Source organism: Pseudoalteromonas sp. L23 (genome assembly GCF_021728455.1).
Taxonomy (GTDB): domain Bacteria; phylum Pseudomonadota; class Gammaproteobacteria; order Enterobacterales; family Alteromonadaceae; genus Pseudoalteromonas.
Window position 1 is genome coordinate 57,547 of the sequence record NZ_JAKKCW010000004.1, and the last position, 14,026, is coordinate 71,572.

The window sequence follows — 14,026 nt, forward strand, 5'->3', positions numbered from 1 at the left end:
TCATAAGAGGCTGATAACTAGCCTCTTATTAGTAATCAATAACTTCTTTTAAAGACTATGGGGTCAACAAAAAGTTTCATCAAGAGGCTTTAATTTGCTCACTTTCTTTTTTTTGACCAGAAAATAACCCAGTTTCACCTTCGGCATAGTCACTAGGTGGAGCCTCAAAACTTGGATCTTGTTTACGTCTTCTCTCTGGGCGTGCTTGAAGAGAAGCTTGTAGTTGTTCTGTGGTTTCTTTCGAGAAAAAAGGATCCGCAGGATGAGATGGACGATCCTGTGTCAGTAGTTGGTTGGTTTCTTCCACATGGGTAAGCAGCTGTTGATAACTATCCTGCATTTTATTTACTAGTTTTTTGGTGCTAGCTAGGTGATCTGATACGTCTTGACGATATTGCTCAAGGTCGTGCTTAGCTTGTTGTGCTTGCACTTCCAGTTCATCGTGTTTGAACTGCTTTTTCGTTACAAAGCCACCTAAAAAGAATGCAGCAATGGCAACAATGATCAGTAATCCAAGCCAAGTAACGGTAGTCATAGGTTTCTCCCTGTGTGCCTCAACGGCAAATAAAATTAAAACTCTGTTAGAGTTAAATATACGCTGTGAATACAGTCGTGTTAATATAACCTACAAACAAATCGTAAAAAAATATTTAAGTCGATGACGCCTTGGGAAAAATATCAGCAAGATCTACAACGTGATGATTTTCAATATGACAGCGCGCAAGAAAATGCCGTAAAGCATTTACAGCGACTGTATGACGACCTTATCAATCAGCCCCCGGTCAAACAAAACTTCTTCTCGCGACTGTTTGGTAAAGCTGAGCCGCCAAAAGTGAAAGGGTTATACTTTTGGGGTGGAGTAGGGCGTGGTAAAACTTATCTGGTTGATACCTTTTACGATGCGTTGCCGACGGAGCGCAAAATGCGGGTGCATTTTCACCGCTTTATGCATCGTGTTCACGCAGAGCTGAAAAAGCTTAATGAAGTGAAAAATCCTCTGGAAAGCATCGCTGATACGTTCAAATCTGAAACTGACATTATCTGCTTCGATGAATTTTTCGTGCAAGACATCACTGATGCCATGTTACTGGGTGGATTAATGCAAGCGCTGTTTGCGCGCGGTATCGTGTTAGTGGCCACATCGAATATTGTGCCAGACGATTTGTATAAAAATGGCTTGCAGCGCGCGCGATTCTTACCCGCCATTGAATTGGTAAAAGCCAATACTGAGGTCGTTAATGTGGACTCAGGTATTGACTATCGCTTACGCACGTTGGAACAAGCGGAAATTTTTCACAGCCCACTTGATAAACAAGCGGATGAAAACTTATTCGACTACTTTAACAAACTCTCTCCGGAGCCGGGTAAAGCTGGGCAAGCGATTGAGATTGAAGGTCGGATGATCCAAACCCGAATAGTGTCTGATTGTATTGTTATGTTTGATTTCCCAGCGCTATGTGAAACCGCTCGCTCGCAAGTGGATTACATGGAGATCAGTCGCTTATATAACACAGTGATTCTATCTAATGTGAAGCAAATGGGTCAGCAAAACGATGATGCGGCAAGGCGTTTTATTGCGCTTGTCGATGAGTTTTATGAGCGTAATGTAACGCTTATCATCTCGGCTGCAGCGCCGATTACTGAACTTTATACCGAAGGTACATTGAATTTTGAGTTCAAACGCTGCATTAGCCGCTTGCAAGAAATGCAATCCCATGAATATTTAGCAAAAGAGCATTTAGCCTAACGGCAATTACTTTTTTGTTAAGAGGACTTGTTCGGTGTGGGTGTTTGTAAACATCTTATTTGAACGAGTCCTTGTCACGCACACGTCGTCATTTCGTTGGATTTTTTGCCTTTTCTATTTTTTTCGAAATTCTTCAGATTTTCTTGTAGAAAAAAGCACCAAGCGCTGGTTTTCACCCAGAAGGCTTGCTATAATCCGCGGCCTGCCACGTTGCGTTCTATTGCCCTCGTCGGCTTAGCCACTGACTTGAGCGGCATAAAAGTCTTAAACTCGAAGGGGTTAAAGCAAATACAAGTAGAGCGGTAGTCCAAGGACTGCCTGTGGTTTTAAAATTGAAAACTTTGGATTTTTATAATGAAAACGTTTGTTGCTAAACCAGAAACTGTAAAACGTGACTGGTACGTAGTTGACGCTGAAGGTAAAACTTTAGGTCGCATCGCTACTGAAATCGCTCGTCGCCTTCGCGGTAAGCACAAAGCTGAGTATACTCCACACGTTGACACTGGTGACTACATCATCGTAATCAACGCTGAGAAAGTTACTGTAACTGGTAACAAAACTCAGGACAAAATGTACTATGCTCACTCTGGTTACCCAGGTGGCCTTAAGTCTATCAACTTTGAGAAACTTCAAGCTAAAAAGCCTGAAATGATCATCGAGAAAGCGGTTAAAGGCATGTTACCTCGCGGTCCTCTAGGTCGTGAAATGTTCCGTAAACTTAAAGTTTACGCTGGTAACGAGCACAACCACGCTGCGCAGCAGCCTCAGGTTCTAGACATTTAAGGAGCACTATCATGGCAAATCAATACTACGGTACAGGTCGTCGTAAAAGTTCAAGTGCTCGCGTATTCCTACGCCCAGGCACTGGCAACATCGTAATCAATAAGCGCTCTTTAGAAGAGTTCTTCGGTCGTGAAACTTCTCGCATGGTTGTTCGTCAGCCTTTAGAGCTAGTTGAAATGACAGAAAAGTTTGACCTATACATCACTGTTGCAGGTGGTGGTACAACTGGTCAAGCGGGTGCTATCCGTCACGGTATCACACGTGCACTAATGGAGTTTGACGAGTCTCTACGTCCAGCTCTACGTAAAGCTGGCTTTGTTACTCGCGATGCTCGTAAAGTTGAGCGTAAGAAAGTTGGTCTTAAGAAAGCACGTAAGAAGACACAGTTCTCTAAGCGTTAATTTATTACGTTTCAAGAATTCAAAAACCCAGCTTATGCTGGGTTTTTTGTTTTTAGCATCTCCTATGTGCACATCAATCTCTCGTATTTACGAGGTATCTAATTCGTTTTGTCCTACTTATTTGCTCAAAAATATCGCGTCGAGTTAAAAAAGTTCAATAAATATAATAATTAGTGCAATTCGAGCGGTAACTTGGCGGTTTTTTTTGCTACAATTGGCGAAGCAAGTAGAAAGGCCTGAGATCCAGTCACGCGATTTGGTGCGTATCCTTAGTCGGGGGGTTGATCTTAGTCAGTATATTGTTGTGTCAGATGCGATATCATAAATACTCGGTTTCATGCTCGAAGTAATCATAGATGATTTTCTGCGGGTTTATTCGGGCATGGATCTGGAATAACCTTGTTTTAATCAAGGTATTTATTTATGATCGCGTCTATTTTGTAATTTCTTAAATTAACCTGCTGTAACTGATGTTCTCAATATAGCAAGTGTTGGGAATCAAGTGGAGATAAGTGGATGAGCAATGCGCCTGTAGACAACAGCCGACGTCGCTTTTTAACTATCGCTACCTCTGTTGTAGGTGGCGTTGGTGCGGTTGGAGCTGCTGTTCCTTTTATTGCGTCCTGGAATCCAAGTGAGCGAGCTAAATCTGCAGGTGCGCCTGTAGAAGTAGATATCAGCAAACTTGAGTCTGGACAACTTATTCGTGTTGAGTGGCGAGGCAAACCAGTTTGGATTGTTAATCGTACACCAAAAATGCTAGAACAAATGAAGCAACACGAAGACCAACTTCGTGATCCTAACTCTGAAGAGCCACAGCAGTTGGCATCTGCGCAGAACGGTTTCCGTTCTAAGCGACCTGAGCTTTTCGTCGCGGTTGGGATTTGTACTCACTTAGGATGTTCACCATCTTTCCTTAACGGAAGCTTTGGTGAAAAAGTAGAAGGCACTGATAGTGGTTTCTTCTGTCCTTGTCACGGTTCGAAGTTTGATATGGCGGGGCGCGTATTCCAAAACGTACCTGCACCACTAAACTTAGAGATCCCTCCGTATACCTTTATTGACGACACTACCATTTTGGTAGGTGAAGAAGAAGGGGTTGCATAATGTCTGTTAATGTAGATAAAGCAGCAAATACGGGCGTTGTGGGCAAAGTTGTTGATTGGATCGATGCTCGTATTCCGATGACTCGCGTCTGGAATATGCACATTGCTCAATACCCAGCGCCAAAAAACTTTAACTTCTGGTACTTGTTTGGTTCACTCGCCATTCTAGTACTGGTAAACCAGATTGTAACGGGTATCTGGCTAACTATGAACTTTGTACCTTCTGCTGAAGGTGCATTTGCATCCGTAGAATACATCATGCGTGATGTTGAATACGGTTGGTTATTACGATACCTACACTCTACCGGCGCATCCGCATTCTTTATCGTGGTCTATCTTCACATGTTCCGCGGTATGATCTACGGTTCTTATCAAAAGCCACGTGAACTACTGTGGTTGTTCGGTATGTTTATCTTCCTAGCACTAATGGCTGAAGCCTTCATGGGTTACTTATTACCATGGGGTCAGATGTCTTTCTGGGGTGCTCAGGTAATCATTTCATTATTCGGTGCAATCCCGGTAATTGGTGATGACTTAACACTTTGGATCCGTGGTGACTACGTTATTTCTGGTGCAACGCTTAACCGTTTCTTTGCACTACACGTTATTGCACTACCATTAGTACTGGTTATCTTAGTATTCCTTCACATTGTTGCACTGCACGAAGTAGGCTCAAACAACCCTGACGGTGTTGAGATCAAGCGCAAGAAAGGCTCTGTAGCTGAGGAAGACAAACCTAAATTTAAATTCCATGAATACTACACTGATAAAAAAGATATTGTGGATGCAATTCCATTCCACCCTTACTACACAGTAAAAGATGTCTTAGGTGTTGCTGGCTTCTTAATTTTCTTCTGCGCAATTGTATTCTTTGCACCAGAAATGAACGGTTTCTTCCTTGAAGCGCCAAACTTTGAAGCTGCAAACCCGCTGAAAACGCCAGAGCACATTTTCCCAGTTTGGTATTTTACGCCATTCTACGCAATCCTTCGTGCTATCCCTGACAAGCTAATTGGTGTACTAGCAATGGGCGCTTCAATCGTAGCATTGGCACTACTGCCTTGGATTGACCGTGGTTCGGTTCGTTCAATTCGCTACCGTTGTGGTTTCCATAAGTTGAACATTGCTCAGTTTGTTGTCACATTCGTTATCCTTGGTTGGATTGGTGCAACACCGCAAACTGACTTTAAAACGCTATTGTCGCAAATCACGACAGTAACTTATTTTATGTTCTTCGTGTTGCTATTCTTCTACAGTAAAAACGAGAAGACGAAGCCACTACCAACGAGGTTGACGAAATGATGAAAAAGCTAGTAATCGGTTTATTCGCATTGTTGCCAACGTTATCGATGGCAGCGGGCCCATCAGTGCCTTTGATGGAAGCAAATAATGACTTAACTGATAAAGCATCTTTACAGCGCGGCGCTAAGTTATTTATGAACTACTGCCTTGGCTGTCACCAAATGCAATATCAGCGTTATGAGCGTACTTTCCGTGACATCGGTATTCCAACTGAAATTGGTCAAGAAACGCTTATTTTCGATGGTTCAAAAGTAGGTAGCCATATTAAAAACTCTATGGCTAAAGATGATGCTGCAAAATGGTTTGGTGCTGCGCCACCGGACTTAACACTTATCTCTCGTGTTAAGTCTCCGGACTACATCTATACTTACTTGAAGTCATTCTATAAAGATGAGTCTCGCCCATTTGGTGTGAACAACGTTGTTTTCCCATTGGTCGGTATGCCTCACGTACTACAAGAGTTACAAGGCTTGCCAACACCGATCACTGAAGAAGTGGAAGAACACGGTCACACAGTGACTAAAGTTGTCGGCACTGAAACAGATGGTACCGGTGAGATGAGTGTTGATGAATATGACCAAGCAGCACGTGACCTTACAAACTTTTTAGCTTATGTAGGTGAGCCTTCTCGCCTAGAGTCAGAAGCTTTGGGTATTAAGGTTATTGGTTTCTTAGTTATCTTCTTCATCCTGGCATTCTTCTTGAAGAAAGAATACTGGAGAGATGTTCATTAATTTGAATATTCAAAGGTGATTTTTGCAATAGGGGCGTTCGCCCCTTTTGCTGTTTAAAGTGATTTAATTACTTTTAGTTTTTTAATGGAGGTAGGCATGGCCGTTGCTGCCAATAAGCGCCCTGTAATGACACTTTTTTCTGGGTCAAACTGTATGTACAGTCACCAAGTACGTATCGTACTTGCTGAGAAAGGTGTAAGTGTTGATATTCACCAGGCTGAAAAGGACAACTTACCAGAAGCTCTACACGAGATTAACCCGTATGGCACTGTTCCTACGCTAATCGATCGTGAGCTTGGCTTGTACCAAGCGAATATCATTATGGAGTATCTAGACGAGCGCTTCCCGCATCCTCCTCTGATGCCTGTATATCCAGTAATGCGTGGTCGTAGTCGTTTAATGATGCACCGCATTGAAACTGACTGGTATTCACTTGCTGAAAAGGTCTCTGCGGGTGGTGATGAAGCTGTACAAGCTCGTAAAGAGTTAACCGAAGCACTACTAGCTGTAGCACCTATCTTCAATGAAGCACCTTACTTCATGAGTGAAGAGTTCAGCTTAGTTGATTGTTATTTAGCTCCACTACTTTGGCGTTTACCACAGCTTGGTATTGAGCTGAATGGTGCTGGTAGCAAAGAGCTAAAAGAATACATGCTGCGTTTATTTGAGCGTGACTCATTCCAAGCATCGCTAACGGATGCAGAGCGTGAGATCAGATCGTAATGACGTCTAATCGTCCTTACTTACTACGCGCGTTTTACGAGTGGATTGTTGATAACGAATGTACACCGCATTTAGTGGTGAACGCAGACTTTCCCTCGGTACAGGTTCCAACACAATTTGTGCAAGAAGGGCAAATTGTGTTGAACGTAAGCCCGTCTGCTGTGACGAATTTCTCTATGGACAATCAAGCGCTGAGCTTTAACGCTCGGTTTGGTGGTCAACCGATGCAGGTATATGTGCCAAACGGTGCGGTATTGGCTATCTATGCAAGAGAAAATGGTGAAGGCACGGTATTTACACCTGAAGAAGAAATCTTTGAAGATGAAGAGTTTGATTTGGTAGAAGAGACGGAAGTCTCACAATCGCCAGAGACTAAGCCGGAACCTGAAAAGAAAAAAGGTTCTCACCTTCGAGTGATAAAATAAAAAAACCTGCGGATGCAGGTTTTTTTATGGCTATTGTTTAGATGTACTCAAAGGCTTTAATCACACGTTTGACACCATTAATATTTCTGGCGATTTCTACGGCTGAGTTTGCTTCTTGTTTGGAGACTAAGCCCATTAAGAACACTTCGGCATTTTCAGTAACTACCTTAATATTTGCGCCATTGACTTCGTCGGCCGCCAGCAGTTTGGTTTTAACTTTGGAGGTCAGCCACGTATCATGTGTTTGCGTCGTGATGCCGATGTTTGAGCTTATTCTCAACTGATTATGTACTTGCTTAATCCCAGCAACGTTCCGTAGCGCACGCTCAGCTTCCGTTTTCATTTCTTGATTAGTGACTTGACCGATCATTAATACTACGCCATTAACACTCACTAGCGTGATATTGGCATGGTCTGCAAGGCGCTTAATCTCTTTGATGGCAAGCGTGCCTTTGATCTCGATATTGTTATCGTCAATTTGTGCACCGATAGTGCGTCTATCATTTGCTGCAGACACCGCACCGGCTGTACCAGCAACTACCGCAGCAGCACACCCTTGTAGTAACAAGATGGCGGCAAGTAAAGAGGTTATTCTCATCATCATACTTCGTCCTGAGGGAATAAAATTGCGTCGATTAGCTCACTTAAACAGTGAGTATTGAATAGTTGTGATTCGATTATCCGGCTTGGGCGTTTACTTGGGATCCGGATCTCTACATCCTGTGGGCCCAACAGGCCGGTAATTTCACCACCATCATCGCCAACTAACGCGATGACTTTCATATCTCTAGTCAGGGCTGCTTCCACTGCGCCAATAACCGTCTTTTCTTGCCCGTTTATGGCATACGCCACCAGCAAGTCTCCTTGCTGCGCGAATGCGCGTATTTGCTTGGCAAAGCGCTCTCTGGCTTTACCATTTTCTGGTGACGCCAAATTATATTGCTCATTCGTTAGTGCAATCGCGGGCAGACACGGGCGTTCGGTTTCGTAAAAGTTGCTTAAGATGGTTGCGAAGTGGTGCGCCAACATATGATTACTTGGCGCGCCGCAGCAGATGATTTTATTGCCATTGATCAGGCTCTGAGCCATAGTCATAGCTGCGGTTTCTAGTGCTTTAGGCAATACTTCGCCTGCCGCTATCTGCGCTTGAATTGACTCTGTAAATATAGACTTTATAGATTCTTGCATGCTAAAAAATATTTCTAATCCAGTTTATTTCAGGGGGATCGGCCCCTTGAATGGCAACAAAGTCGACTCTAAGTTGCGTGTTATGCAAATTTTGCTGTGCTAAATAATTATAAATACTACGCTTTAATCTTTGAAGCTTAGTTTTTGATAGTGCGTTAATTGCGCCACCAAAGTGACTGCTATCGCGATACTTTACTTCAATAAACACTAAGGTTTGCGACTCTCGCATAATGAGATCTATCTCTCCGTATTTACAGAGATAGTTTCTGGTGACGGGGGTTAATCCTTGTTTTACCAAGAATTGCTCCGCAATCAACTCAAAATGCTCGCCCTTACTCCGTGTGTTGCTAAATAGTCCTTTAAACATCCAGATATCCTATCTGATCAAAGAGTCTCCCACAGGCTTCTCTTGTTGCATAAATAATGGTAGTGGAGGCTGTTCATCCAAGCTCACCAAACGAATTTGTTTATTATGATACTGTGCCCAACTGAGCTTTCGTACTACGTCACTGCCACCGCGGATGCTGAGCTGGCCGGTTAAGCCATCAAAACTTTTTCCCGAGAGCCAAGCCAGTTGGCGCAGCTCGGGGACTAAATTTGTGGCGTCATATGCCATTGCAAACAAGCGCTGCTCTAAGTCGGCCTGCTCAGGCCATAAAGATTGATAGGCATCTCGAAGCGGTGCTTTTTCAACGGCACCCGGTAGCATCCAAGGTTGCTCGGTAAAATAAAGTCCTTCTAAATCGCCCTTATCAGTAACATCAATTTGTTTACTATAGCTGCGAGAGCTGGCATATAAAGGGATCCTGTCGGCAAATGTACTGACATTGACGTCTAAATAAGGTTTGAGCAGTCGAGTTTCCATTGCATCACCTAAAATATAGATGGCATCAATGTCGCGTCTAGAGCGTGTTTCGCTTTTGACCTCTTTGCGAAATAGACTTTTGATGACGCTAGTGCGTGACTTTGAAGCGTCCACCTCTAAAATGTCGGTGATGACATCCGCCATATTTTTACTATTAGTGTAATAACCTACTTCTGGTGCGGTCTCACTGTAGCGTTTCCAACCTTGATCAAAATACTCAATTAAACGCTTACCAGAGGCATTCGCTGGAGCCAGTAACATGGGTTTTTTATAGCCTTTAGCAAGAAAGTGCTTCATTGCTTGCTCGACTTCATGTTCAGGATTAAGTGCAAAAAAGTACTGTTCACTACTGCTAGGCGTAAGCGTTTCGCGTGCATTTAAAAACAAAGTTGGGTAAGCCGCAAAACCTTTATCTGCGAGTAGTTTTTCAACGTTGGATTTTAATAATGGACCAATGACAAAATCGACATTTGCCTCAGCAAGTTGCGTTACGATGTCAGATTCGGATGCCATTTCATCAATGAAGAAGACCTCTTCAATCGCCCCTTCGTCAGTAGCAGCCAAGAAACCATTTTTCAAGGCTGTGCCGAGTCGCTCGCTCGCACCAGATTGTGGTAATAACACCGCAAGTCTTTTAACTTGGTAAGGTTCAAGCGCAACAGCGCCTTGTAAATCTTTAGGCAGCAAAGCAACCGCAGGGTGATTAGTAAAACGACGACGCCAATTATTCATGGCTTGGTCGAGCTGGACGCTCGAACCCAAATAAATTTGTTGATACTTAGCTAGCGTCACCCAACCACGCTGTAAAACAGAGCCAGAATCAAAGCGCTCTAGGGCGTAACTTGATAGCTGCTGTAGCGCGAGCCAAATCTCTTCGTGTAACCCAGCCACCGCTAAGTTATGTTCATTGGCAATATCAGCCGCTTTAAAGTACTCAACCAACGCTTTTTTTGGTAGTTGCTGAGAGGCATAAATACTACCCAATAAATACTCATACCAAGCTTGGTGTTCAGGGGTGTTGAGTCGGCCCTCTAGCGTGTTTAGTATGGCTAACGCATTGGCATACTGCGATAATTCTTTGCGAGCAAGTGCGATGTATAATTTGTTTTGAATATGATCAACACTGGCTTTAGCTTCCATCGCTAAACCAATTTGCTCTAACATTTGCCAGTCTTTTTCTAAGATAGCAGCGTCTCTGGCTGCATATAGCAATTGGATTTTGGCAACGCCTTCTTTACCCTGCGCCTTTGCAAATAACGACGCGGCATTGTCATCCGATTGGCTAACGGCTTTAGTTGTTTTAGTTTCTTGGGGGGATTTGGTGACATTTGTGCTTGTACTACAAGCGGATAACCCCGACAATATGGCAACTAAAAGCGCTATCTTTTTAAACTGCACAGGCAAACCTTCTTTTTCACGACTGAGTGGATATCTTACTGACTGATATTGGAGAGCTCAATGGCTAATCTTCACAACGAAAACAAAATCGGCACCCTACATATTGTAGCGACACCAATAGGTAATTTAGATGACATCAGTGAACGTGCACTGAAAGTGTTAAGTCAGGTCGATTTAATCGCTGCCGAAGATACGCGCCACACCGGTAAATTATTGAGCCACTTTAGCATTAAAGCAAAAACTTTTGCACTGCATGATCACAACGAGAAGCAAAAAGCGCAGCAAATTTTAGATTGGTTAAACGAAGGTAAAGACATCGCGCTAGTGTCTGATGCGGGTACGCCGCTTATCAGCGATCCAGGCTATGCCGTGGTAAACCTGTGCCGTGAAGCAGGTGCTACTGTGACTCCCGTTCCAGGCGCGTGTGCCGCCATTGCTGCCGTGAGTTGTTCAGGCTTACCGACAGATAAATTCCAATTCGTGGGATTTTCACCTGCAAAAAGCCAAGCGCGTCAGCAATTTTTTAAAGATGCAGTCGCCTCTGGCATCACCAGTATCTTGTACGAAAGCACCCACCGCATTATGGCAAGTCTAGAAGATATGAAAATCGCGCTGGGCGAAACACAACAAGTCGTTTTTGCTAAAGAACTGACCAAAACCTACGAAACCTTTTTCAGTGGCACGGTTATCGAGCTCATTGAGTTTTTAACCGCAACGCCTGAAAAGCAAAAAGGTGAGCTGGTGTTGATGCTACCCGGTGAACAAAGAGATGAACAAGCATTAACGCCAGAAGCGAAAAAGCTGATTGAGTTACTAGAGCCTGAAATGCCATTGAAGAAGGCCTGCGGCGTGGCAGCTGAATATTTAGGGCTAAAAAAGAACGCCTTGTATAAGGCTATCATTGCTGAGCGAGAAGCGTAATACACGCAATTTATCGCGTGCGTTATTGCATTAAAGTGCGTATAATCGCCCGCCTGAGTCAGCCGGATAATCGCTGCCTGTGACGAAAATGATCAGGGGGAGGAAAGTCCGGGCTCCAATGGGCAGGGTGCCAGCTAACGGCTGGGGGGCGTGAGCCTACGACAAGTGCAGCAGAGAGAAGACCGCCTAAGTCCTTCGGGACCGGTAAGGGTGAAAGGGTGCGGTAAGAGCGCACCGGGCCACTGGTAACAGTTGGTTGCAAGGTAAACTCCACCCGGAGCAAGACCAAATAGGGTTCCTTATGGTGTGGCCCGCATCGGAACCGGGTAGGTTGCTCGAGCCTAGGAGCGATCCTAGGCCTAGACGAATGATTATCGATCTCCTTCGGGAGTGAACAGAACCCGGCTTATAGGCTGACTCACACCTCAAGCGTAAACATCCCTACATGAGATGTTTACGCTTGAGACTCCCACTTTATCACCTCACGATTATCTTGTTAAAAACGCCATTTATTTGTATATCTCACCACTTTTCATTAATTTATTCACCAATTTTCACTTGCTGGATTTGTTTAAGCTGCTGATAAATAATGGTTTTTAAGGTTGGTACAATACTTGGAAAGATAGAGCCATCTCTCAAGCGAAAATGAGTAATGGAACTATCATGTACAAGAACAACAAAGTTTTACTATCAACCCTGTTATGGTTTGGCACGCTTTTATGGTCGGCATTATTTTCATCCTTGGTGAAGGCTGAGTCGGTAGACAAGCTGATCAAAACCCTCATGAAAGAAAGACATATTCCGGGCTTACAGTTGGCCGTGGTTAAAGACGATAAAATCATTAAGCAAGGAAGTTATGGTTTTGCAGACTTACAACATCAAGTGCCTGTGACTGAGCAGACGTTATTTCCGATTAATTCGATGACAAAGGCGTTTACCGGTGTTGCGATTGTACAGCTCGCTGAGCAAGGTTATCTAAACATAGACGATGAAATTGGTAAGCACTTACCTGATTTACCTAAAGCTTGGCAGCAACTTAAAATTAACCAATTAATGGGTCACACCACAGGCTTGCCACCGATCCTGGCATCAAATTACGCTCTAGAAACCATTGTACCGAACGATATTGATGCCTCATGGCAAGCTGTGCAAAAGCAGCCTCTTCAATTTACACCTAACTCGCGTTTTAGTTATAACCAAACCGGCTATGTGATTTTGGGTAAAATCCTTGATAAATATGCACCTGAAGGGTTTCCTGCTTTTATTACCAAGATGCAGTTAGCACGTGCCAATATGCCGCAAACCGCGCAGGCAGGTTTTGATTATCTTGAACTTATGGTGCCAAATCAGGCTCGCCAATATATTCATTTAGGTGAGGGAAATTACAAAAACTTTTACGGCGAATTCCCTTATATGTTGAGAACCGCCGCGGGAATGAGTTCAACCGCAACGGAACTAGCTAACTATGTTGTATCACTACAACAAGGCGAGCTGGTTAAAGAGTTAGATATGCTATGGACGCCAGTTAAGCTGAACAACGGGCGTACAGAAGCCTTTAACACCAAAGAAAACGGCTATGCAATGGGCTGGCAAGTGATTCAGCGTAAATATCACCCAGCGATCAGCGCAAGCGGAGGAAACGCGACTACGGTGATCACCTACCCTGAAGACAAGGTTTCCGTGATTGTACTTACCAACCTGTTGGGTGGATTACCCATTGAGTTTGTTGATAATATTGCCGCTTACTATATTCCTAACTTTAACGGCGCTAATAAGAAAAAGTCCTACCAGCCAATGGCGTACTTAAAGCAGCTTACAGATAAACAAGGTTTTGCCGACTTCGCGACTACGTTTGCAAAAGCGCAGCAAGATACCGGTGTAATGTATGATTTAGAGATCTTGGTGGAGTGGGGCAATAAGCTTGTTGAAGATGGTCAAGTTAATAATGGTATCGAAATCTTTAAATTTGCACTGACACAAAATAACGAGCAGCCATATTACCACAACAGCATCGCGCAAGCGTATGAGTTAAATAAGCAGTATGCACAAGCACTTGAGCACTATCAGCAGTTACTTGCGATAAACCCAAACAGTCAGTTCGCAAAAAATAAAGTAGCGGTAGTGAAGGAGTATCTTTAACTCTCCATAAGACTGTGACGGCAGCCTAAGCAAATCGAAAGCCGCAAGTTCAATTACTTGCGGCTTTTTGGTATTTAACCTGAGGTTTGGATAAGAAATGAGCTAATTCATTGTTTTTAATATTACATTAAATTATTTCCTTATCTAGTGCAAAAACAGGCTGCTAGAAAGGCATAAATTATCCGAAGCTCTGGTTAATTACTATTGGCAATAAATCGCTGTCTATACTTAACGAAGTATTAGAAGCTGCGGTATACTACACAATCACCTATTTGAGCTATGTACTGCTATAGA

General features: G+C 43.5%; 15 protein-coding genes and 1 other RNA gene. 11 read left to right on the forward strand and 5 right to left on the reverse strand.

From position 1 onward, the window contains the following. Positions 1-79: 79 nt before the first annotated feature. Complete coding sequence (locus L3V43_RS08995) at positions 80-535, reverse strand: YhcB family protein (RefSeq protein WP_010376689.1); 456 nt, start codon at positions 533-535, stop codon at positions 80-82. A gap of 123 nt (positions 536-658) precedes the next feature. Between L3V43_RS08995 and zapE the strand changes: the two genes are divergently transcribed. The 8 genes from zapE to L3V43_RS09035 all read left to right on the forward strand — a co-directional run bounded on the left by zapE (position 659) and on the right by L3V43_RS09035 (position 7,221). Further along, the gene (gene zapE / locus L3V43_RS09000; RefSeq protein ID WP_237116414.1) at positions 659-1,747 is read left to right on the forward strand and encodes a cell division protein ZapE; all 1,089 of its coding nucleotides are present in this window, start codon (positions 659-661) and stop codon (positions 1,745-1,747) included. Between the two features lie 354 nt (positions 1,748-2,101). Further along, the gene (rplM, locus tag L3V43_RS09005) at positions 2,102-2,530 is read left to right on the forward strand and encodes a 50S ribosomal protein L13 (RefSeq protein ID WP_010376694.1); all 429 of its coding nucleotides are present in this window, start codon (positions 2,102-2,104) and stop codon (positions 2,528-2,530) included. An 8-nt stretch (positions 2,531-2,538) separates the two neighbouring features. Beyond that, on the forward strand, positions 2,539-2,931 hold the full coding sequence (gene rpsI, locus L3V43_RS09010; RefSeq protein ID WP_161796706.1) for a 30S ribosomal protein S9: 393 nt from the start codon (positions 2,539-2,541) through the stop codon (positions 2,929-2,931). A gap of 516 nt (positions 2,932-3,447) precedes the next feature. Continuing rightward, positions 3,448-4,038 carry a ubiquinol-cytochrome c reductase iron-sulfur subunit gene (gene petA / locus L3V43_RS09015; protein ID WP_010376697.1) on the forward strand — a complete coding sequence of 197 codons (591 nt, stop codon included), beginning with the start codon at positions 3,448-3,450 and terminating at the stop codon, positions 4,036-4,038. Next, on the forward strand, positions 4,038-5,339 hold the full coding sequence (locus L3V43_RS09020; protein WP_017219050.1) for a cytochrome b N-terminal domain-containing protein: 1,302 nt from the start codon (positions 4,038-4,040) through the stop codon (positions 5,337-5,339). Before petA ends, L3V43_RS09020 begins: the two co-directional genes overlap by 1 nt. Beyond that, positions 5,336-6,073 carry a cytochrome c1 gene (locus tag L3V43_RS09025; RefSeq protein WP_017219051.1) on the forward strand — a complete coding sequence of 246 codons (738 nt, stop codon included), beginning with the start codon at positions 5,336-5,338 and terminating at the stop codon, positions 6,071-6,073. Before L3V43_RS09020 ends, L3V43_RS09025 begins: the two co-directional genes overlap by 4 nt. A 96-nt stretch (positions 6,074-6,169) precedes the next feature. Then, positions 6,170-6,796 carry a stringent starvation protein SspA gene (sspA, locus tag L3V43_RS09030; RefSeq protein WP_010605922.1) on the forward strand — a complete coding sequence of 209 codons (627 nt, stop codon included), beginning with the start codon at positions 6,170-6,172 and terminating at the stop codon, positions 6,794-6,796. After that, entirely contained in the window at positions 6,796-7,221 is a 426-nt protein-coding gene (locus L3V43_RS09035) for a ClpXP protease specificity-enhancing factor (protein ID WP_010605921.1), read from the forward strand. Before sspA ends, L3V43_RS09035 begins: the two co-directional genes overlap by 1 nt. A gap of 37 nt (positions 7,222-7,258) precedes the next feature. Here the strand turns inward: L3V43_RS09035 and dolP are convergent, their stop codons facing one another. The 4 genes from dolP to L3V43_RS09055 are packed head-to-tail and all read right to left on the reverse strand — an operon-like array spanning position 7,259 to position 10,672. Then, complete coding sequence (gene dolP / locus L3V43_RS09040) at positions 7,259-7,825, reverse strand: division/outer membrane stress-associated lipid-binding lipoprotein (RefSeq protein ID WP_237116415.1); 567 nt, start codon at positions 7,823-7,825, stop codon at positions 7,259-7,261. Beyond that, entirely contained in the window at positions 7,822-8,409 is a 588-nt protein-coding gene (locus L3V43_RS09045; protein ID WP_010605919.1) for an SIS domain-containing protein, read from the reverse strand. The genes dolP and L3V43_RS09045 overlap by 4 nt, the downstream gene beginning before the upstream one ends. 1 nt (position 8,410) lies before the next feature. Further along, positions 8,411-8,776: a YraN family protein gene (locus L3V43_RS09050; protein ID WP_010605918.1), complete on the reverse strand. Its 366-nt coding sequence runs from the start codon at positions 8,774-8,776 to the stop codon at positions 8,411-8,413. A 9-nt stretch (positions 8,777-8,785) separates the two neighbouring features. Beyond that, positions 8,786-10,672 (reverse strand): penicillin-binding protein activator, encoded by a 1,887-nt coding sequence (locus L3V43_RS09055; RefSeq protein ID WP_237116416.1) that lies wholly within the window; start codon positions 10,670-10,672, stop codon positions 8,786-8,788. A gap of 60 nt (positions 10,673-10,732) precedes the next feature. Here L3V43_RS09055 and rsmI point away from each other — a divergent pair, with 60 nt between their 5' ends. The 3 genes from rsmI (at position 10,733) to L3V43_RS09070 (ending at position 13,732) form a co-directional block, all read left to right on the forward strand. Next, entirely contained in the window at positions 10,733-11,593 is an 861-nt protein-coding gene (rsmI, locus tag L3V43_RS09060; RefSeq protein ID WP_206473442.1) for a 16S rRNA (cytidine(1402)-2'-O)-methyltransferase, read from the forward strand. A 54-nt stretch (positions 11,594-11,647) separates the two neighbouring features. Next, positions 11,648-12,018: RNase P RNA component class A (gene rnpB / locus L3V43_RS09065), an RNA gene on the forward strand. Between the two features lie 238 nt (positions 12,019-12,256). After that, a complete protein-coding gene (locus tag L3V43_RS09070; protein WP_237116417.1) occupies positions 12,257-13,732 on the forward strand; it encodes a serine hydrolase in 1,476 nt (491 codons plus the stop codon). Positions 13,733-14,026 lie beyond the last annotated feature (294 nt).